The sequence below is a fragment of the Nocardia sp. SYP-A9097 genome (assembly GCF_009649815.1).
Lineage (GTDB): Bacteria > Actinomycetota > Actinomycetes > Mycobacteriales > Mycobacteriaceae > Nocardia.
Genome location: NZ_WJIC01000023.1, coordinates 20,906 through 39,595 on the forward strand (window position 1 = coordinate 20,906; position 18,690 = coordinate 39,595).

Genomic DNA, 18,690 nt, shown 5'->3' on the forward strand with positions numbered 1-18,690 from the left:
CGTGCCGGGTCGCGAACCTGGGCGTATTCGAGCATCTATTAGACTGTGCCTCCGGCCACCGCCTTCCGACGGCGGGTAGCTGCAGCATCACCGATGCTGCGCGTCGAACCCGTAGGAGTCTTCTAATGCCGGCAATCGTGCTGATCGGCGCCCAGTGGGGCGACGAGGGCAAGGGCAAAGCGACCGACCTGCTCGGTGGCCGCGTCCAATGGGTTGTGCGCTATCAGGGCGGTAATAACGCGGGTCACACCGTGGTGCTGCCCAATGGCGACAACTTCGCACTGCATCTGATTCCGTCCGGCATCCTCACCCCCGGTGTGACCAACGTCATCGGCAACGGCGTGGTGATCGATCCGGGCGTACTGCTCACCGAACTCGCGGGCCTGGAACAGCGCGGCGTGGACACCTCCCGCCTGCTGCTGTCGGCCGATGCGCACCTGATCATGCCGTACCACGTGGCCATCGATAAGGTCACCGAACGCTTCCTCGGCAATAAGAAGATCGGCACCACGGGACGCGGCATCGGGCCGTGCTACCAGGACAAGGTCGCGCGTGTGGGCGTCCGCGTCGCCGATGTGCTGGACGAGAAGATCCTCACCCAGAAGGTCGAAGCCGCACTGGAATTCAAGAACCAGGTGCTGGTGAAGATCTACAACCGCCGCGCGCTGGATCCCCAGCAGGTGGTGGACGAGGTGCTCGAGCAGGCCGAAGGCTTCAAGCACCGCATCAGCGATACCCGCCTGCTGCTCAACCAGGCGCTGGAGCGCGAAGAGATTGTGCTGCTGGAGGGTTCGCAGGGCACCCTGCTGGACGTCGACCACGGCACCTACCCGTATGTGACTTCGTCGAACCCGACCTCGGGCGGCGCGGCGGTCGGTTCGGGCATCGGCCCCACCAAGATCGAGACCGTGCTCGGCATCCTGAAGGCGTACACCACCCGCGTCGGCTCCGGCCCGTTCCCGACCGAACTCTTCGACGAGTCCGGCGTGTACCTGGCCAAGACCGGCGGCGAGGTCGGCGTCACCACCGGCCGCGCCCGCCGCACCGGCTGGTTCGACGCGGTCATCGCCCGCTACGCCACGCGCGTCAACGGCATCACCGACTACTTCCTCACCAAGCTGGACGTGCTCTCCAGCCTGGACACCGTGCCGATCTGCGTCGCGTACGAGATCGACGGTGAGCGTTTCGACGAAATGCCCACCACCCAAACCGATTTCCACCACGCCAAGCCCATCTACGAAGAGATGCCCGGCTGGTGGGAAGACATCTCCGGCTGCCGCACCTTCGAAGAGCTACCGGCCACCGCCCAGGCGTATGTGCTTCGCCTGGAAGAACTCTCGGGCGCGCGCATGTCCTGCATCGGCGTCGGCCCGGGCCGCGACCAGACCATCGTCCGCCACGACATCCTGAGCTCCTCCGCCTCCCCGAGCCTTTAGCGCACGGCTAGGAGCCGTTAGCCGTTGGGGACGCGTGGTGCGGTCGGGTGCCGAAACAATTTTGGACGTACCCGGTGAGTTACCCCGAACTCGCGAGATCAGTTGTTTCGTAACGCATTGCAGACTCGCCCCGCTGCGAAAACGCAGCGGGGCGGCCCATTTCGCCCGAACTCACCGACGGGTCGACAGCGTGCACTGCGAGCGTGCAGCCATGGCGCACGAGTGTGCAGCTGTGGCGGGGAAACCCGAGAATCACCGCCCTGAGTGCACACTCGCGGAACTGGTTCGGGCGCAGCGGTGCGCGGTCGGACCAGGGGGCGAATGCGGCGGTGACGATTTCAGTAGCAGGTGAGGGGGGCCAGGGGCTCTGCTGCGTGGGGGGTCAGGGACGCGTATGCCGCTGCGAGGGATTTCACCGCGACTCGAATGTCGGGCTCCTCGTGCGTGAATGGCAGGCGGAGGAAGCGTTCGAAGGCGCCTTGAACGCCGAAACGTGGTCCGGCGGCGAGCAATACGCCGTGATTGGGGGCGGTGGCGGCCAGGGCGGAGGAGACCGGGGCCGGGAGTTGCGCCCACAGCGACATGCCGCCCGCGCCCGGCGATACCCGCCAATCGGGGAGTTCCTCGGCGAGTGCGTCGAGTAGCGCCGCCTTGCGGGAGCGGAGCTGTTCCCTTCGGACCGTGAGGATTTGGTCCGCGTGCTGGAGCAGGTGCACCGTCGCCAGCTGATCCATGACCGGCGTGCCGAGGTCCATGGTCGATCGGGTGCCGAGCAGTTTGGTGATCAGCGACTGGTTGGCGCGTACCCAGCCCACGCGCAGGCCGCCCCAGAAGGATTTCGAGGCCGAGCCGATGGTCACGATCTCCGAGCCGCGCGCGAATGATGCTACGGGCGGCATGATTTCGTGGTCGGTGAGGTGCAGATCCACCATGGATTCGTCGACGATGACGGTCATGCGGGTTTCGCGGGCGATGGCGGCCAGTTCGGCGCGGCCCTCCGCAGGCAGCAGCAGGCCGGTCGGATTGTGATAGTCCGGCACCAGATAGGCGACGCTGGCGGCGGTTTGCCTTGCGGCGCTACGGATTCCATCCAGGTCCCAGCCGTCGGGGCGGAGCGGGACCGGGACCGGGCGCGCGCCCACATCGCGGATCGCCTCGATGGCGTTCGGGTAGGAGGGGTGATCGATCAGGACTCGCTCCGCGGGTGCGGTGAGCACATTGAGCAGTAGGCGCAGACCGTGCTGTGCGCCGAGGGTGACCAGGATCTGATCCGGCTCGGTCGGCAGACCGCGTTCGGTGAAGCGGCGAGCCAGGGCCTCGCGGAGCATGAGCATGCCCACCGGGTCCATGCCATGCGTGCTCAGATAGGTCGGAAGTCCTTGTAGCGCAGTGGTATACGCCTCCATCATCTCCACCGGCGCGGACATGGCGGCATAGGTCATATCTATGGTCGGGAGCTCCGGTTGCGCCATCATGGCGAGCAGGCTGCGCGCGGGTTTGGTGCCGTCGTGCACGACCGTGGGCGGTAGCGCCACCGTGCTGCGCGAACCCTGTCTGCTGATCAGGTAGCCGTGCTCGCGCAGCAGGGCGTACGCGGAGGTGACGGTGGTGCGGCTGACATTGAGGCTGGTGGCCAGATCGCGCTCACTGGGCAGGGCCACGCCGAGGGGCGCGCGGCCGTCATGGATGAGCAGTCGGACGCTCTCCGCCAGGGCCACATAGGCGGGGCGGCTGGAGCGCCTACCACTGTCGGCCGCCGTGCCGCCGGGTTCGTCCTGTCGCCAGCGACCCAGGTCGCGTGTGAGGCTGGCCGCGCCGATCACTCGTATCGCCATAAAGGCCAGTATTCCGGTACTGGATATTTTATTCAAGTCCAGCGGGGGCCAATATCGAGTAATGATCGCAACCCTCGCCGCCCTGCTGGTTGTCGCAGTCTTCGCCGGGATCGTCTACCGGTTCGCTCCCACGCCGGATGAGCGCTGGGGTGCGTTGCTGGAGCGGTACCGGCCGCATGCGCCGATGTCGGACTGGTCGGTCGCGGAATATGAAGGGGTGCGGCAATATTCGGACCTGGCCGCCGCCTACGCGCGACAGGATGCCCCGCCCGCGGCGGTGGTCGCGCAGCGCGTGCGGCGGACCCGCTCGCCATTGTCCGATCTGGCGAAGATCCCCTGCCGCGAAGAAACAGTCCAGTTCTAGCCAACTGGCACTGAATGACTGGATTTGTCGGACCCCGGGTGCACACTGGCCTTATGCCGCACCCGGACCGCCCGCTCGCCTCGGCGGCGCTCTTCGACACCGCGATAGGCACCTGTGCCATCGCCTGGAGCCCCGCCGGGGTGCTGCGTTTCGCCCTCCCCGACGGCGATCCGGAGACCACCCGCTCCTACATCCTGCGCAAGCACCGCACCTTCGAAATCCGCGAAGCCGCCCCCACCCCCGAAATCGCCACGGTCATCGAGAAGATCCGCGCCCACCTGGCCGGTGACCTCGACGACCTCGACTGGATCCCCCTGGACACCAGCCCCCTCAACGATTTCGACCGCGCTGTCTACACCGTGGCCCGCGCCATCCACCCCGGCCACACCCTCAGCTACGGCGACATAGCCAACCGCATAGGCGCCCCCGGCGGCGCCCAAGCCGTAGGCCAATCCCTGGGCCGCAACCCGATCCCGCTGATAGTCCCCTGCCACCGAGTCCTGGCCGCGGACCACGCCCTGCACGGCTTCTCGGCCCCCGGCGGCATAACCACCAAACAGCGCCTCCTCGAAATCGAACGCACCCCCGGCTTCGGCGAACCCACCTTGTTCTGACCCACCGCCGGCCCACCGAACCCGAACCTGAACCCCGTCGTCATCCCGGCAGGTTCTCTTGCTCGTCATCCCGGCCAAAAGCGCGCCGGGATGACGAGGGTGATTGCACGGCCTCGAACGTGGTGGTAGCTCGGGTGGCATGAAAAAGCGCCCGTGCCAAGCGGATTCGCCGGGCACGGGCGCTTTCGGCGGGACTTGTCCCGGGTAGCGGGCCGCGCCGAGAAGTTCGGATTTGCTCAGACGCTGGCTCTCGTGGCTCCGCCGACACCCGCACCTGCGGTGCTGCTGGCCGCGACAGCCGGTGTGTCGATAGTGGTGGCCGGGGAAGAGCGGGTGGCTAGAAGGCGGCGCCGAGGAAGCCGCCGACCGCGCCGCCGGCGATACCGCCTGCGGCGCCGCCGATGGCCGCTGCGGGGATGCCGAGTGCCACGGCTCCGGCGGCGGCGCCCACCGCGGCGCCGATCAGGGCGCCGCCCGCGATACCGCCCGGAATATCGATCGGAGCCGTCCACGGCACGACTGTCGCTCCGATGCTGCCGAGCGCGCCGCCCGCAACGCCGCCGATGACAGCGCCGACCACTGCGCCCGGGACCGCGCCCACGACTGCGGCGGGGATGCCCGCACCGAGCGCTCCGGCGGTTGCGCCTGCCGCGACTCCGGCGAGGGTGCCCGCGGCAATGCGGTCGGAACGGCTCGGGTTGATGCCGATCGAGTTGAAGCCGGTGGCGATGGTGGCCTCGGTGCCGGCGGCCGCGGTGTTGACGGTGTCGAGGACCTGGTCCGGGACATCCGCCGGAGCAGGCGCGGTGAAATCACCCAGCCGCAGGGTGCGCGGAGGCGGGGCGATGGGGGCCACCGGTTCGACGATCGTCGGCGCGTGCAGGCTCTGCAGGTTGACCGGCGGAGCCGGTTCCAGTTGGGGGATGGGGCGGTAGTTGGCGGGGACCGGGTAGTCCGCCTGGGGTGCGGGCGGGCGGTTGGGGGTGGTCACGCCGGGCTGCAGGGGGCCGGGGCGGGAACCGGGGTGGTCGGCGGCGGGGGCGGTGACGCCGGGCTGCACCGGGCTGGGAGCCGCGAGTTGTGGTGCGGGGGAGTGGGTTCCGGGTTGCGGAGCCGCGAAGGCGGCGGGGGGCTGGCCCGGGGCGACGCCGGGCGGCAGGGCGGTGCCCGGCGCGGGGGTGCTGCCGGGCGGGGTGGTGGGCTGCGAACCGGTGCCGGAGTCGTTCGGCTGGGGAGTGGCGGTGCCGGGCACGGAGTTACCGGTGGCGCTGGATGACGGTGCGGCGCTTTGCGGTTCGGTGGCGCTGGAGCAGGCCACGGCCAAGGCCAGCGGGAGCGTGCCGACGATCATGGCGCGGCGGGCCGCACCGGTTGTGTTCACGAGATGTCGACGGGTCACGTCGAACCACCACCCTCATCAGATTGGAGTCGATTTGCTGAGCTGTATGGAATTGGCAAGTGCGGCTGGAACCGCGCAGCCCATTGGGCTGACACCCGGTGAGCAGGTGATTCGATGATGTGCGCGGTTCGCCTGCGCCGACGGCGAGTCGCGAACCTCGCACCCCGGCACGCCGCGACCTGCCGGCGGGTCGAGAAATGGCGTCCGCGTGTCGAGTACCGCGGGCTAGCGGTTCGCACCCGCCCCGGCCCGGGCGGCACCACCGCCACCGGGAGCGCCGAGGGCGGGCCGGATGGCGTGTCGCACGCCGGTATTCACTTCTCGATGTCGACGAGTCACGCCGATACCACCCTCATCAGATTGGATCTGTCCCCCGCGGCCCGGATTCGGCCACTCGGCGGGGATGGTAGCTGATTGAAAACCGGTGGTTCCAGATGCGAATCAGACGATCCGACATCTGACGTTGATGCTTGAGAGCAATCCCAAAGCTGCTGGTAACAGCTGTTTGAAGATGCTGTCGCGGGTCAGATTCCGTGTTTGCCGGAAGATGACCCGCCGCGCATGAGATCGGCCAGCGCCTCGCGATCGGTCACATCGAGTTTGATGCACGCCCGGTACAGGTGGCCTTCGACGGTCCGGACCGAGACGGTGAGCCGATCCGCGATCTGCCGATTGGAGAGTCCGGCCGCGACCAGGTTGGCGATCTCGCGTTCGCGGGAGGTGAGCGGTAGCGGTTGGGCGGATTGCCGCAGGGCGGGGGTGCTCGCCCCACCGCAGGCGGCGGCCAGCCGATTGGCGGTGGCGGCCGATTCCAGCAGCCGTCGCCGGTCGCCCGCCCGTTCGTGTGCGGTGGCGGCCTGCGCGGCGGCGTCGGCCGCCGACAGCAGTACCCCGATCGACTCGAATTCGGCTGCGGCGGTATCCAATCCGGCCCCGTCGTGGGCGGCCACGGCTACCGCGTGCCGGGATTGCACCTGCACCAGCCGGCCGTCCACGCGCGCGGCGAGATCGGCGAGCCGTCCCGCCACCGAGTGATCGCCGAACCGCGCGGCGGTATGCAATGCCATCGCCTCGATGGCGTGCTGGTGTGAGCGCGCGGCGGCGTCGGCGCCCCCGAGTGCGAGCCGAATCGCCGGTGTCGCAGTGCCTTCCGCCGCGGCATGCCAGGCCTTGGTGATCTCCAGCATGGGTTCGTACACCGCGCTGTGCCGTCCGCCGTGTTCGCGGGCGGCGGCAATGGTTTCGGCGGCCTCGCCGGCGCGTCCGAGGGCCGCATACGCTTCTGCCAGACGGAGTCTCGCGGGGAACAGCCAGGCGGCCGCGCCCTCGGTGGCCAGTGCCGCGAGTGCCTGCTCGAGATTGTCGATGCCCTGCGGGAACTTGCCCTGTGCCACGTCGACGGTGCCCTGCAGGATCTTGGTCATGCCCCACGCCAGGTATTGCCCGGGTGATGAGTACGTGTAAGGGCTACTGGCGCAACGCCTTGCGGCGTCGATATCGCCGGTGAAGGTGAGCGCCAGTACCTCCGCGTGTGCGGACATGAATCGATTGAGCCCGTCGATATGTGATTCGACGGTGTGGCTGCGTGCCGCGTATTGCCTGGCGGCCTCGCCGCGTCCCATGAGCGCCAAGGCGAGTCCGCCGCCGAACGCCGCCCAGTACACCGCCCACGGCGGCGAGTCGTCGGCGGCCATGACGGGTTCGGCGAGCGCGAACGCCTCGTCGAGTTTGTTCTCGTTGACCGCGCATGCGGAGGCCAGGGCGTTCAGGGTGGCGACGATCTTGGGCTGCTTGACGCGGCTGCGCACCGATTCCAGTACTTCGTCGGCCCGATCGGCATCGCCCACGGACCACAACAGATTCGAGACGCGGGTGGTTCCCCAGCGCGCGAGCTGTACCTCGTTCAGCTGATCCGGGTCGAATACCGCGAGTGTGCGTTCGGCCTCGATGCGATGCCCTTGCCACAGCAGTGCCCGCGCCAGTAGATCCGCCGCCTCGACGCCGCCGCGTCGTTCCACGGCGGCCCGCGCGAAGCGTTCTCCCAGTGGGAGATTCGCCAATCCGATGGCATCGGCGGCCGCTGCCTCGAAGAGTTCGAGATCCGCGGATTTGTCACTGTCCAAAGCCAATTCGGCCAGCCGGATGCGGTCCGGTGCGGAATTGATCGGCCGTTCCTTGAGCGAGGAGTACAGCCGCCCGCGCAGTCGCCGCGCCGAGGCGATACCGAGCCGCCGCCGGATGACCTCCCCGAAGAGTGGATGGTTGTACCGCACCAGCAGTTGATGCCCGTGCTCGACAATCCTTATGACACCGCGTGATTCGGCGGTCTCCACGGCTTGTTCGCCCGCGAGTTCGGCGAGTACGTCCAGATCGATGGGTTCGCAGAAGGTGAGCAGTTCCAGCACCCGCAGTACCGGTTCGGGCAGCTGCTCCACCCGATCCTCCAGCAGCGCAGCCAATTCCGAGGTGACGGCCGCGCGCCCGCGCAATTGCCACACCCCATTGACCTGCCGCAGCGTCCCCGCCTCCAGCGCTCCTTCGACCAGGTGGCGCAGGAAAAGCGCGTTCCCCCCGGACGATTCCCACATCAGGTTGGCGGTGAACCCCTCCAGTTGCCCGCCGAGCATGTTCTCCACCAGCTCCACGCTCTGCCGCTGGCTGAACGGTGACAGGTCGATGCGCAGCAGATGCCCGTCCTTCCACAGCGAGGTCACCGCATCGGGCACCTGTACTCCGCTACGCACGGTCGCCACAATGTGTGCGGCCTTGTCGATGGCGAGTTGTAAAAGCAGTGTGGCGGAGAGCTGATCGAGCAGATGCGCGTCGTCGACGCCGATAATGGTGTGCCCGTCCGCGAGTAGTGCCTCGCGGGCCGCGGCCATGAAGGTCACCGGATCATGCGCGGTGTAGACCCCGACCATATGCGCGAAGACGCCGAGCGGAATGCTGCGCGCGGATTCGGTGCCCGCGACCCAGCGGATGTTCCCGGCTCTGCCGTTCACAGTGGTGGTGGCCAGCCGTGCCAGGGTGGTTTTTCCGACTCCGGCGTCGCCGGTGAGCACCGCTCCGACGAACTTGTTTCCGGTCAGCGCCGCGGTGATCGCCTCGAGCTCGCTCTCCCGTTCGACCATCGGCCAATTCCGAGCCATGGGTCAACTGTAGGCCGCTCACCCTTTTCGGGCGCGCGGAACGAAATAGCCTGAAATGTATGGTTTATTCGTTGACCAGCCGCAATCCCGGCGCATGCGCCTTGCGGCGGTCGACCAGCCACACCTGAATGGTCAGATCGGCGAGCGGATCCAGGGATTCGATCTCCACCTCGACCTGCCCGCGCAGCGGATGTTCGATGAGCAGCACATGGGTGCGGTAGTCGATGAGCAGGTGTTCGCGCCAGCGCCGATCGAACTCCGGATGGCGCTGCAGCGCGGTGATCCGGGCCTCCAGACTGCGGTCATCCGGGAATCGGGTTTGGGCGTTTCGCAGCGCCGAGGCGACCATATCCGCGGCATCTGACCAGTTCCGGATATATGTGGCGGCATCGGGGTGCGCGAACAGGTAGGTGGCGAAGCTGCCGTGCGCGGCCTCGTCGAACAGGCCGAGCGGTTCGACGAAAGCCCGCCAGGACGGATTCCAGGCGAGCACATCGAGCCAGCGTCCGAGTACGAAGGCGGGGGTGGGATGCAGGGCGTCGACGACCGCGCGCAGGGTGTCGGAGACCTGTTCGCGGGCCTGTCCGCTGGAAGGGCAGCTGGCCTTCTGCTCCATGCTCATGGCGAGTCTGCCGAAGTGATGTCGCTCAATCTCGTTGAGCCGCAACGCATCCGCAATCGCGCCGAGGACCGCGCTGGAGGGATTGGTATCCCGTCCCTGCTCGAGCCGGGCCAGATAATCCGAGCTGACGCCGGCGAGCGCGGCGACCTCTTCGCGGCGCAGTCCGGGGGTGCGGCGGCGGCGACCGGCGGGCAGGCCGACGTCTTCGGGCTGCAGTTGCGCGCGCCTGGCAATCAGGAACTCGGCGAATTCGGATCTGGACACCTCTCCATAGTGCCTGTTCCGGGCTCCGTTATCCCCGCCCTGCCAGTGCCAGGATCAAGACGGTGTGGCTAACCGGACTGGGGTCCATTTGAATGGTGGACATGACGACTTCTGAGCAGACCCGCCTGGCCGCCGGTTCCTGGAACCTGGACGCCAACCACTCCTCGGTCAACTTCACCGCACGCCACCTGGGCATCTCCAAGGTCCGCGGCCGCTTCAACAAGTTCGAGACCGGCTTCGTCGTGGACGAGGCCGGTAAGGCCGTCACCATCGAGGCCACCATCTACCTCGACTCCTTCGACACCGGTAACGAGATGCGCGACGGCCACGTCCGCAGCGCTGAGATCCTCGACACCGCGAACCTGTCGACCCTGCACTTCAAGGTCACCGAGCCGGTCGATATCGCCGAAGAGTTCGAGGTCACCGGTGAGGTCACCCTCGGCGGCGTGAGCAAGCCCGTCACCCTCGATGTCGAGTGGGGCGGCGTCCAGGTCTTCCCCGGCGACCAGAAGCAGCACGCCGGCTTCACCGCCACCGGCTCCATCAAGCGCAGCGAATTCAATATCGCGGCCGGCCTGCCGACCGCCATGCTGGGCGACAAGATCGCCATCGAGCTGGACATCCAGCTGGTCGAGCCCTCGGCCTGATCTCGAATTGCCAAGCGGCGGCACCCGATTCGGGTGCCGCCGCTGGCGTTCGTGGTCATAGAACAGTCATAGTCCGAATAGTTTCCTATGTGTGGCACGGAGATTCCGGGCCACGAACAGGAGACGATCTCATGTTGAAGAACACCCTCGCGGTCGGTGCCATCGCGCTCGGCCTGGTCGCCGGCGGCTCCGCCCTGGCCTCCGCCGAGACCGTCCAGGTCGAGGGCAACTACTCGACCCTGGCCGCCTGCCAGGCCGACGGCCCCAATGTCCAGGTCACCCGCGACAACGACAAGTGGACCAACTGGGCCTGCCAGCAGGGCGACGACGGCCTTTGGTACCTGTTCCTGTCGAACTGACGGTCATGATCGTGGCGGCGCCGCACCCCGAGCCGGTGCCGCCTCGAAATGCCGAGCGGCGGTACCCGATTCGGGTACCGCCGCTCGGCATTTCGGGCCGAATGTCAGTCGGCCCAAACGGTTTCGATCGGGGTGCCCTCGGTCGGCGGCGGGGTGGGGATACCGCCCGGCGTGCGCGAGAAGCGCGGCGCGGGCGCGTGCTGTACGACGCCGTCGATCTCGATCAGCCCGGTGCGCGCCACAATGTGCGGATTCTGTTCCGCCTCTGTGAAAGTCAGCACCGGAGTGGTGCACGCGTCGGTGTGCTCGAAGACCTGCCACCACTCGTCGCGGGTCTTGGTCTTGAACTTCTCGGTGAAGAGCTTGCGCAGCTGATCCTGACCGTTCGGGTCGAGCTGCATGGGCAGTCCCTCCGGATCGATCTCCAGGCCACGCAGCAATTCGGTGTAGAACTGCGGTTCGATACAGCCGACCGCCATGTACTTGCCGTCCGAGGTCTCATAGGTGTCGTAGAACGCCATACCGGTGTCGAGCAGGTTGGTGCCGCGCTCGTCGGACCACAGGCCGACGCCCTTCATGCCCCAGATCATGTGCGAAAGGGCAAGTGCCCCATCGACCATGGCCGCGTCGATGACCTGACCCTTACCGGAGGTCTGCCGTTCGATCAGTGCGGCGAGGATGCCGAACACCAGGAACATGGAGCCACCGCCGAAGTCGCCCACCATATTCAGCGGCGGGACCGGCCGTTCACCCTTGCGGCCGATGGCATTGAGCACACCGGTCAGCGAGATGTAGTTGATGTCGTGTCCGGCGCGATCGGCGAGCGGACCGTACTGGCCCCAGCCGGTCATACGCCCGTAGACGAGTCGCGGATTGCGTTCCAGCGCAGCGTCGGGGCCCAGTCCCATGCGCTCGGTGACGCCCGGCCGGAAGCCCTCGAGGAGCACATCGGCCTTCTCGATGAGCCCGAGTACCTTCTCGATATCGGCCGGATCCTTCAGATTGGCCTCGACAATGGTGCGTCCGCGCCACTGCGGCCGTTCCATGAAGCCGGGCAGTTGGTTCGGTCGCTGCACCCGCACCACGTCCGCGCCCAGATCCGCGAGCAGCAGTGCCGCATGCGGGCCGGGGCCGATCCCGGCCAGTTCAACTACCCGGACACCCGCGAGTGGGCCCTGCTTGGCGGTGGATGGAGTGCTCACGCCCTACCTCGGTTCATCGTCGACTGAAGTGCGCACCGGCTCACAGCACCGGTGTTGACGATATGACAATAACGCGAGCCCAATGCGCCCGGGCAAGGCCTCCCGCGCACAGCCCCCGGCGTAGCCCCCGTCATCCCGGCATGCTTTTGGCCGGGATCCACACTGGCTGTGTATCAGCGGCTTCCGGTGGATTCCGGCCGAAAGCGCGCCGGAATGATGGAGACACTTCACCGCTACAGCCCACTCGCAGACGTGTTCATGAGCAACAATGCGGGGGATTACAAGCGGGAGGATTCACAGTGAGTGCATCGGGCGAGGTCTTGGTCGGCCTCGCGATACTTGTCGGCCTGCTCGGGGTGATCGTGCCGATTCTGCCCGGGGTGGTGCTGATTCTGGCGGCCATCCTGGTGTGGGCGATCATGACCGGCGGTGCGTCCGCGTGGATCGTATTCGCGGTCTGCGCAACGCTTCTGGTGATCAGCGGCATCATCAAATACACCTGGCCGGGTCGCAAACTCCGCGAGGCGGGCGTGCCGAACCGGTCGCTCGTGCTGGGCGCGGTGCTCGGCATTATCGGCTTCTTCGTGGTGCCGGTGGTCGGGCTGTTCCTGGGATTCGTTCTGGGCGTTTATGTTTCGGAGTTGCAGCGGCTGCGCGAACAACAGCCCGCCTGGCAGTCGACGGTGCACGCGCTCAAGGGCGTCGGCCTGTCCATGCTGGTGGAATTGTTCGGCGCGCTACTGGCCGCGGGTGTCTGGCTGGTCGCCGCTATAGCGATCTAGGGTCGATTCTGGGCAGCGGCAGGGTGGGCGGCGCGGGCAGCTCCGACCGCTTCAGTCGCAGCGTCGGCGGCCCCGGCCGGAACAGGGGCAGTGTCGGCGCGGGATCCGCGATGCGCCGATCCTTGGCGGGCAGCCGGTAGAAGGCCCGCGCATTGTCTTCCAGCACCATATTCAGGTCATGGCCGACGGCATCGGAGATGATCCGGATATCGGAGTCCAGGAATGGCCGCCCGGCCCGGGTGCCCGGTAGATCGGATCCGAACATGAGTGCCTCGGGATTCACCGCATGCACCTTGCGCAGCGCCCTGCCCGCGTTCATGGCGACCCGCCCGAAGCCCGAGGCCTTCACCTTGGCCCCGCGATCGACCAGATTCAGCAGGTACGGCAGGCATTCGTCGGACATGCCCATGTGATCGATGGACAGCTTCGGCAGTTTGGTGATGACCGGTTCCAGCGAACCCAGCATGGACCCGTCGATATACAGCTCCACATGCCATCCGGCCAGCTCATAGGCGCGCAAAGCGAGCATGGTGAGCCCGACGATATCGCCGCCCGCCCGCTTGAAATTGAAGCGCACCGCGCGCACGCCCGCGCGGTCGAGCTCCAGAATCTCCGCGTCGGTGGCGTCCTCGTTCAGATTGACGACGCCGACCCAGCCCTCGCCCAATTCGGCGAGGGCGGCCCGGAGATAACTGGTATCGGTGCCCTGGAAGGACCCGCTGACCACCGCGCCACCGTCGATATCGAAGCGCCGCATGCGGCGTCGATAGTCGGCGATGGTGTACGGGTCGGGCAGGTAGCCCTCGTTCTCGGCCAGCGGGAACCGCGGGTCGAAGATGTGGAGATGGGCATCGAACACGTGATCAGCATGCCTCACAACGGTGACAAGTGCGGAAGACCTTGTCCAGCTGTCGGATTGGGCCAGGTCAGGTAGGTCAGGACACCTTGTCCGGCTCGCTGGCGCGGAGCATGTCCTCGCGCTCGACGACCTTCACCCGCTCGCGGCCCTCGGGCTCGCCCAGGGCGCGCTCATGCGCGTCCAGGCGGTACCAGCCGGCCCAGGTGGTGAAGGGGACGCCCTTGTCCTCCAGGAATTTGGTGACCGCGTCCAGCTCCGGCTCGGCGGCCGGGGTGAAGTTGGCGGCGTCGTCGAGCAGGCAGGCGATGGTCTCGTTGGCGTCGCCCTTGGTGTGGCCGATGAGGCCGACCGGGCCGCGCTTGATCCATCCGGTGACGTAGGTCTGCGGCATGAAGCGGGCCGCGCCGTCGGCGTCCTCGTCCAGCAGGACGCGTCCGGCCTCGTTCGGCACGGTGCCGGCCTGATCGTCGAACGGCAGGGCGGGGATGTTCTGCGACAGGTAGCCGACCGCGCGGTAGACGGCGGTGACGTCGAAGTCCTTGAATTCGCCGGTGCCCTTGACGTTTCCGGTGCCATCGAGGGCGGTGCGCTCGGTGCGCAGGCCCACGACCTTGCCGTCCGCGCCGAGGATCTCGGCCGGGTTCTCGAAGAAGTGCAGGAACAGCTTGTGCGGGCGGTTGCCCACATCGCGGATCGCCCACTGCTCGAGGGTGTTGCAGATCATGTCGACCTGCTTGGAGTGCCGGCGGGCGGCCTCGGAGCCCTCGTCGTAGTCGATGTCCTCGGGGTCGACAATGACCTCGATGGTCGGCGAATGATCGAGTTCGCGCAGTTCCAGAGGGGTGAACTTGGCCTGCGCGGGACCGCGGCGGCCGAACACGTGCACCTCGAGTGCCTTGTTCTGCTTGAGGCCCTCGTACACATTCGGCGGGATCTCGGTGGGCAGCAGTTCATCGCCGGTCTTGGCGAGTACGCGCGCCACATCCAGTGCCACATTGCCGACGCCGAGCACGGCGACCTTCTCGGCCTGCAGCGGCCAGTCGCGCGGCACGTCCGGGTGTCCGTCGTACCAGGAGACGAAGTCCGCGGCACCGTAGGAACCGTCGAGCTCGATGCCCGGGACCTCGAGCGCGCGGTCGGCGTTCGCACCGGTGGAGAAGATGACCGCGTCGTAGAAGCGCTGCAGGTCTTCGAGATTGATATCGACGCCGTAGTCGATATTGCCGAGCAGGCGGACCTGGTCCTTGTCGAGCACCTTGTGCAGGGCGGTGATGATGCCTTTGATGCGCGGGTGGTCCGGGGCCACGCCGTAGCGGATCAGACCGAACGGCGCGGGCATCCGCTCGTACAGGTCGATGCTCACGTCGGCGTCGGATTTCATCAACGCGTCGGCCGCGTAGATTCCGGCCGGGCCGGCGCCCACGATCGCTATACGAAGCGGGCGGGTCGCTGCTTGTTCGGTCATTCTTGGCGCACCCTTTGGTTGAACTATTCTGCCGTCAAGTCTCAGCCGTCCTTCTTAGCTTAGGCTAAGTTGACGCCCTGGCTTCGGGTAGTCCTCCATTGGAATCCCCGAAGCTGCAGCGTTGCTGCGTGGTACTGCTATTCCCGCTTTCGCGCGGGAAATTGTGCTGATTCTATCGGTGGGAGGAACCCCCGCCCGCGCCGGTGCCGGTGAACAGTACGAACGCCCGGCCGCCCGGCGCACCGGTGTCGCCGTCGCTGTCACCGCCCCGACCGGGCATGATCGAGCCATGACCGACGCCGACGACCAGCATTTACGGATCGATCAGAGCAGTACCCGCAGTCTGCTGCCATTTCTGGTGGCGGCGGGCGTACTGGTGCTGGTGGTCGTCGGAATCGTGGTGGCCGCCCTGGTTTCGCCGGTTGAGAAGAATGTCACAGATTCCGACCGCCTCGCCCTGGCCTCGCGCAAGTTCCTCCAATCCCGCAGCGCCACCGGCACACTCGACGACCGCGTGGTGTGCTCGGGATTCGACGAGCAACGCTCCCCGCTCGCGCCCGCCAAGGCCGGTGACGGGACCGCGTTCGACTTCGTGAAACTCGCGGATCCAACCCTGAACGGGGACAAGGCGACCGCTCAGGTCACCTTCAAGACCGGCGACAGGGAATCGACCTCCACCTGGCACTTCACCCACTCCGGCAGCCTCTGGCTGGTCTGCGATTCTTAGCCTGTACCGATGCCGAGCAGGGTTTGACAGGTGACCCCGATTTCGGTCAATCTCAACTCAGGTCATGAGTACCAGCGTCAAGCCCCGGCTGGCTGGTCGGCAACCCTCCTCCGCGGTGGGGTGCTCCGGGTGACGACCTGGCCGCGCATCGGGCAACGGTGCGGCAAGTGCGGATTCACAGGAGGTCGAAGTGAGCTACGCGGGCGATATCACGCCGAAGCAGGCGTGGGAGTTGTTGCGGGACAATCCGGATGCGGTGCTGGTCGATGTGCGCACCGAAGCCGAATGGCGCTTCGTCGGCGTCCCCGACACCAGCGGTATCGGTCGGCCGACCGCGCTGATCGAATGGGTGGACACCAGCGGCACCCAGAACACGCGGTTCGTGGACCAGCTGCGGCAGGCGCTGGGTGAGCGGGATGCGGCCTCGGAAGCGCCGGTGATCTTCATCTGCCGCTCCGGTCAGCGCTCCATCGGTGCGGCCACCGCGGCCACCGCGCTCGGCCTGACGCCGTCCTTCAATGTTCTCGAGGGTTTCGAAGGCGCGCTCGACGCGCAGGGACACCGCGGCAGCGAAGGCTGGCGCGCCGATGGTTTGCCGTGGAGGCAGTCATGATCACCGGTGGTTCGTTCGAGCGACCGCTCCCCGAGGGCGTCGGCCCCGCCACCCTGGGCGTGCGCGGTGGATTGCGCCGCTCCGGCTATGACGAGACCTCCGAGGCGCTGTTCCTCAACTCCGGTTTCGTCTACGAGAGTGCCGAAGCCGCCGAGGCCGCCTTCACCGGCGAGATCGAGCACTTCGTGTACTCGCGCTACGGCAATCCGACGGTCGCCATGTTCGAGGAGCGGCTGCGCCTGATCGACGGCGCGGAGGCATGTTTCGCCACCGCAAGCGGTATGTCCGCGGTCTTCACCGCGCTGGGCGCACTGCTCAAAGCCGGCGACCGCCTGGTGGCCGCACGCAGCCTGTTCGGCTCGTGTTTCGTTGTCGCCAACGAGATTCTGCCGCGCTGGGGTGTGGAGACCGTCTTCGTCGACGGTGAGGATCTGGCGCAGTGGGAAGAGGCGCTGTCGGTGCCCACCCAGGCGGTGTTCTTCGAGACCCCGTCCAACCCGATGCAGGCGCTGGTCGATGTGCGCGCGGTCTGCGATCTCGCGCATGCCGCGGGCGCGAAGGTGGTGCTGGACAACGTCTTCGCCACCCCGCTGCTGCAGAAGGGTTTCGAGCTCGGCGCGGATGTGCTGGTCTACTCCGGCACCAAGCACATCGACGGTCAGGGCCGAGTGCTCGGCGGTGCGATCCTGGGTTCGCAGGAGTACATCGACGGCCCGGTGAAGAACCTTATGCGCCATACCGGTCCGGCGCTGAGCCCGTTCAATGCGTGGACCCTGCTCAAGGGCCTGGAGACCATGCCCCTGCGGGTGCGCCAGTCCACCGAATCGGCCCTGCGTATCGCGGAATTCCTGGAGCAGCACCCGGCCGTGGCCTGGGTGAAGTACCCGTTCCTGAAGTCGCACCCGCAGTACGAGCTGGCCAAGACCCAGATGTCCGGCGGCGGCACCGTGGTGACCTTCGAACTGAACGCCGCACCCGAAGAGGGCAAGAAGCGCGCCTTCGAGGTCCTCAACGGCCTGCGCATCATCGACATCTCCAACAATCTGGGCGATTCCAAGACGCTCATCACCCATCCGGCGACCACGACGCACCGCGCCATGGGCCCGGAAGGCCGTGCCGCCATTGGTCTTTCGGACGGCGTGCTGCGTATCTCGATCGGTCTCGAGGATGTCGAGGATCTGCTCGGCGACCTGGACAAGGCGCTTAGCTGAACTAACCATCATTGACAGCATCCTGTCATATTTGACAGGATGCTGTCATGGTTGAAACAGTGCATCTCGCCGTGTACGACACCTTCTCCGATTGGGAGACCGGATTCGCCACGGCGCATATCAATCGTGAACTCTGGCAGCGTGAGCCCGGCGAGTGGCAGGTCCGAACCGTCGGTGCCACAACGGATTCCGTTGTCTCCATGGGCGGCATGCGGGTCACGCCGGATGTCTCGCTGGACGAACTCTCCCCGGCCGACAGCGCCATGCTGATTCTGCCCGGATCGGCCACCTGGGAGGCCGGGGCGCTGACCGCGTTCGCGGACAAGGCGCGCGAGTTCCTGGCCGCCGGAGTGCCGGTGGCCGCCATCTGCGGGGCCACTTTCGGGCTGGCGAGTGCGGGCCTGCTGGATGGGCGTTCGCATACCAGTAATGCGGCGGAATACCTTGCCATGAGCGGATATTCGGGTGGCGCGTGCTTCGTTTACGAGCCCGCTGTCACCGACGGGGATCTCATTACCGCGAGCGGCACCATGCCGGTGGAGTTCGCGCGCGCCATCTTCGCCCGGCTGGAAATCTTCGAGCCGCATATCTTGGATGCCTGGTACCGGCTGTACGCGCAGAATGATCCGGCCGGATTCTTCGCCCTCGCGGAGTATGAGCAGAGCCGCGCCGCGGCCACGACGTCATGACCCGTAGCGAACAGGATCTGTTCAGTACGGCCGCGATCACGTCCTTCAAGCTGAATGGCCAATTCCTCACCATCGCAGAGGAATTGGCCAAACCGGCGGGGATCACCGCCGCCTGGTGGCAGGTGCTGGGCGCGGTACTGCACGAGCCATTGCCGGTGGCGGGGATCGCCCGGGAGATGGGCATCACCCGCCAGAGTGTGCAGCGCATCGCGGATCTGTTGGTGCAGAAGGGTTTTGCCGAGTACCGGCCGAACCCGCTGCACAAGCGCGCCAAACTCGTCGCCATCACCGAGGAGGGTCATGACGCGGTGCGGCGGATCAATCCGCAGCACGCGAAGCTGGCGGCCCGGCTCAATGCCGAGCTCGGTATCGAGCAGTTCGCCCGGATCGTGGATTCGCTCACGGCGTTGTCGGCCGCGCTCGAAGCCATCGAATCCGAGTAACCGCAAGATC

Annotated in this window: 19 protein-coding genes and 1 riboswitch; of the genes, 12 read left to right on the forward strand and 7 right to left on the reverse strand. The window is 66.8% G+C overall.

Going from position 1 to position 18,690, the window contains the following annotated elements; genetic code table 11:
* The first annotated feature begins 125 nt into the window (after nt 1–125).
* Nucleotides 126–1,436: an adenylosuccinate synthase gene (locus tag GFY24_RS31490; protein ID WP_153808752.1), complete on the forward strand. Its 1,311-nt coding sequence runs from the start codon at nt 126–128 to the stop codon at nt 1,434–1,436.
* A gap of 338 nt (nt 1,437–1,774) precedes the next feature.
* Here the strand turns inward: GFY24_RS31490 and GFY24_RS31495 are convergent, their stop codons facing one another.
* Nucleotides 1,775–3,271 (reverse strand): PLP-dependent aminotransferase family protein, encoded by a 1,497-nt coding sequence (locus tag GFY24_RS31495; protein ID WP_153808753.1) that lies wholly within the window; start codon nt 3,269–3,271, stop codon nt 1,775–1,777.
* Nucleotides 3,272–3,332: 61 nt separating this feature from the next.
* On the opposite strand from GFY24_RS31495, the gene GFY24_RS31500 reads away from it, so the two are divergent.
* Nucleotides 3,333–3,635, forward strand: coding sequence for a hypothetical protein (locus tag GFY24_RS31500; protein WP_153808754.1), 303 nt, complete (start codon nt 3,333–3,335; stop codon nt 3,633–3,635).
* A 53-nt stretch (nt 3,636–3,688) separates the two neighbouring features.
* Nucleotides 3,689–4,249 carry a methylated-DNA--[protein]-cysteine S-methyltransferase gene (locus tag GFY24_RS31505; RefSeq protein WP_153808755.1) on the forward strand — a complete coding sequence of 187 codons (561 nt, stop codon included), beginning with the start codon at nt 3,689–3,691 and terminating at the stop codon, nt 4,247–4,249.
* A gap of 337 nt (nt 4,250–4,586) precedes the next feature.
* Here the strand turns inward: GFY24_RS31505 and GFY24_RS31510 are convergent, their stop codons facing one another.
* A complete protein-coding gene (locus tag GFY24_RS31510; RefSeq protein ID WP_153808756.1) occupies nt 4,587–5,648 on the reverse strand; it encodes a hypothetical protein in 1,062 nt (353 codons plus the stop codon).
* Nucleotides 5,649–5,762: 114 nt separating this feature from the next.
* Here GFY24_RS31510 and GFY24_RS31515 point away from each other — a divergent pair, with 114 nt between their 5' ends.
* On the forward strand, nt 5,763–6,062 hold the full coding sequence (locus GFY24_RS31515) for a hypothetical protein (RefSeq protein WP_153808757.1): 300 nt from the start codon (nt 5,763–5,765) through the stop codon (nt 6,060–6,062).
* A 110-nt stretch (nt 6,063–6,172) separates the two neighbouring features.
* Here the strand turns inward: GFY24_RS31515 and GFY24_RS31520 are convergent, their stop codons facing one another.
* Together GFY24_RS31520 and GFY24_RS31525 are read right to left on the reverse strand one after the other, a co-directional pair.
* Nucleotides 6,173–8,797: a helix-turn-helix transcriptional regulator gene (locus tag GFY24_RS31520; protein WP_153808758.1), complete on the reverse strand. Its 2,625-nt coding sequence runs from the start codon at nt 8,795–8,797 to the stop codon at nt 6,173–6,175.
* Between the two features lie 64 nt (nt 8,798–8,861).
* Complete coding sequence (locus GFY24_RS31525) at nt 8,862–9,683, reverse strand: helix-turn-helix transcriptional regulator (RefSeq protein ID WP_309231572.1); 822 nt, start codon at nt 9,681–9,683, stop codon at nt 8,862–8,864.
* A 101-nt stretch (nt 9,684–9,784) separates the two neighbouring features.
* Here GFY24_RS31525 and GFY24_RS31530 point away from each other — a divergent pair, with 101 nt between their 5' ends.
* Nucleotides 9,785–10,330: a YceI family protein gene (locus tag GFY24_RS31530; protein ID WP_153808759.1), complete on the forward strand. Its 546-nt coding sequence runs from the start codon at nt 9,785–9,787 to the stop codon at nt 10,328–10,330.
* A gap of 131 nt (nt 10,331–10,461) precedes the next feature.
* Entirely contained in the window at nt 10,462–10,689 is a 228-nt protein-coding gene (locus GFY24_RS31535) for a hypothetical protein (RefSeq protein WP_228566832.1), read from the forward strand.
* Between the two features lie 104 nt (nt 10,690–10,793).
* Here GFY24_RS31535 and GFY24_RS31540 read toward each other — a convergent pair whose 3' ends face one another.
* Nucleotides 10,794–11,891 (reverse strand): CaiB/BaiF CoA-transferase family protein, encoded by a 1,098-nt coding sequence (locus tag GFY24_RS31540; protein ID WP_309231573.1) that lies wholly within the window; start codon nt 11,889–11,891, stop codon nt 10,794–10,796.
* 299 nt (nt 11,892–12,190) lie between these two features.
* Here GFY24_RS31540 and GFY24_RS31545 point away from each other — a divergent pair, with 299 nt between their 5' ends.
* On the forward strand, nt 12,191–12,673 hold the full coding sequence (locus GFY24_RS31545; protein ID WP_309231574.1) for a DUF456 domain-containing protein: 483 nt from the start codon (nt 12,191–12,193) through the stop codon (nt 12,671–12,673).
* On the opposite strand, the gene GFY24_RS31550 is transcribed toward GFY24_RS31545, so the two are convergent.
* Nucleotides 12,660–13,532 (reverse strand): amidohydrolase family protein, encoded by an 873-nt coding sequence (locus GFY24_RS31550; protein ID WP_309231575.1) that lies wholly within the window; start codon nt 13,530–13,532, stop codon nt 12,660–12,662. The genes GFY24_RS31545 and GFY24_RS31550 overlap by 14 nt on opposite strands.
* Nucleotides 13,533–13,608: 76 nt before the next feature.
* Nucleotides 13,609–14,997: an FAD-dependent oxidoreductase gene (locus GFY24_RS31555; protein ID WP_153808762.1), complete on the reverse strand. Its 1,389-nt coding sequence runs from the start codon at nt 14,995–14,997 to the stop codon at nt 13,609–13,611.
* Between the two features lie 178 nt (nt 14,998–15,175).
* On the opposite strand from GFY24_RS31555, the gene GFY24_RS31560 reads away from it, so the two are divergent.
* The 5 genes from GFY24_RS31560 to GFY24_RS31580 all read left to right on the forward strand — a co-directional run bounded on the left by GFY24_RS31560 (nt 15,176) and on the right by GFY24_RS31580 (nt 18,680).
* Nucleotides 15,176–15,724, forward strand: coding sequence for a hypothetical protein (locus tag GFY24_RS31560; RefSeq protein WP_153808763.1), 549 nt, complete (start codon nt 15,176–15,178; stop codon nt 15,722–15,724).
* 60 nt (nt 15,725–15,784) lie between these two features.
* Nucleotides 15,785–15,900: riboswitch (SAM riboswitch) on the forward strand.
* 14 nt (nt 15,901–15,914) lie between these two features.
* The gene (locus tag GFY24_RS31565) at nt 15,915–16,337 is read left to right on the forward strand and encodes a rhodanese-like domain-containing protein (RefSeq protein ID WP_309231576.1); all 423 of its coding nucleotides are present in this window, start codon (nt 15,915–15,917) and stop codon (nt 16,335–16,337) included.
* Nucleotides 16,334–17,548 (forward strand): O-succinylhomoserine sulfhydrylase, encoded by a 1,215-nt coding sequence (locus GFY24_RS31570; RefSeq protein WP_153808764.1) that lies wholly within the window; start codon nt 16,334–16,336, stop codon nt 17,546–17,548. Before GFY24_RS31565 ends, GFY24_RS31570 begins: the two co-directional genes overlap by 4 nt.
* A 47-nt stretch (nt 17,549–17,595) precedes the next feature.
* A complete protein-coding gene (locus GFY24_RS31575) occupies nt 17,596–18,237 on the forward strand; it encodes a type 1 glutamine amidotransferase family protein (protein WP_153808765.1) in 642 nt (213 codons plus the stop codon).
* Nucleotides 18,234–18,680 carry a MarR family winged helix-turn-helix transcriptional regulator gene (locus GFY24_RS31580; RefSeq protein ID WP_153808766.1) on the forward strand — a complete coding sequence of 149 codons (447 nt, stop codon included), beginning with the start codon at nt 18,234–18,236 and terminating at the stop codon, nt 18,678–18,680. Before GFY24_RS31575 ends, GFY24_RS31580 begins: the two co-directional genes overlap by 4 nt.
* Nucleotides 18,681–18,690 lie beyond the last annotated feature (10 nt).

Bases quoted from the DNA above. Each gene is read 5' to 3' on its own strand.
- GFY24_RS31570 (WP_153808764.1), top strand. From the start codon at position 16,334: ATGATCACCGGTGGTTCGTTCGAGCGACCGCTCCCCGAGGGCGTCGGC.
- GFY24_RS31520 (WP_153808758.1), bottom strand. From the start codon at position 8,797: ATGGCTCGGAATTGGCCGATGGTCGAACGGGAGAGCGAGCTCGAGGCG.
- GFY24_RS31490 (WP_153808752.1), top strand. From the start codon at position 126: ATGCCGGCAATCGTGCTGATCGGCGCCCAGTGGGGCGACGAGGGCAAG.
- GFY24_RS31495 (WP_153808753.1), bottom strand. From the start codon at position 3,271: ATGGCGATACGAGTGATCGGCGCGGCCAGCCTCACACGCGACCTGGGT.
- GFY24_RS31530 (WP_153808759.1), top strand. From the start codon at position 9,785: ATGACGACTTCTGAGCAGACCCGCCTGGCCGCCGGTTCCTGGAACCTG.
- GFY24_RS31515 (WP_153808757.1), top strand. From the start codon at position 5,763: ATGATGTGCGCGGTTCGCCTGCGCCGACGGCGAGTCGCGAACCTCGCA.
- GFY24_RS31505 (WP_153808755.1), top strand. From the start codon at position 3,689: ATGCCGCACCCGGACCGCCCGCTCGCCTCGGCGGCGCTCTTCGACACC.
- GFY24_RS31500 (WP_153808754.1), top strand. From the start codon at position 3,333: ATGATCGCAACCCTCGCCGCCCTGCTGGTTGTCGCAGTCTTCGCCGGG.
- GFY24_RS31580 (WP_153808766.1), top strand. From the start codon at position 18,234: ATGACCCGTAGCGAACAGGATCTGTTCAGTACGGCCGCGATCACGTCC.
- GFY24_RS31555 (WP_153808762.1), bottom strand. From the start codon at position 14,997: ATGACCGAACAAGCAGCGACCCGCCCGCTTCGTATAGCGATCGTGGGC.
- GFY24_RS31575 (WP_153808765.1), top strand. From the start codon at position 17,596: ATGGTTGAAACAGTGCATCTCGCCGTGTACGACACCTTCTCCGATTGG.
- GFY24_RS31535 (WP_228566832.1), top strand. From the start codon at position 10,462: ATGTTGAAGAACACCCTCGCGGTCGGTGCCATCGCGCTCGGCCTGGTC.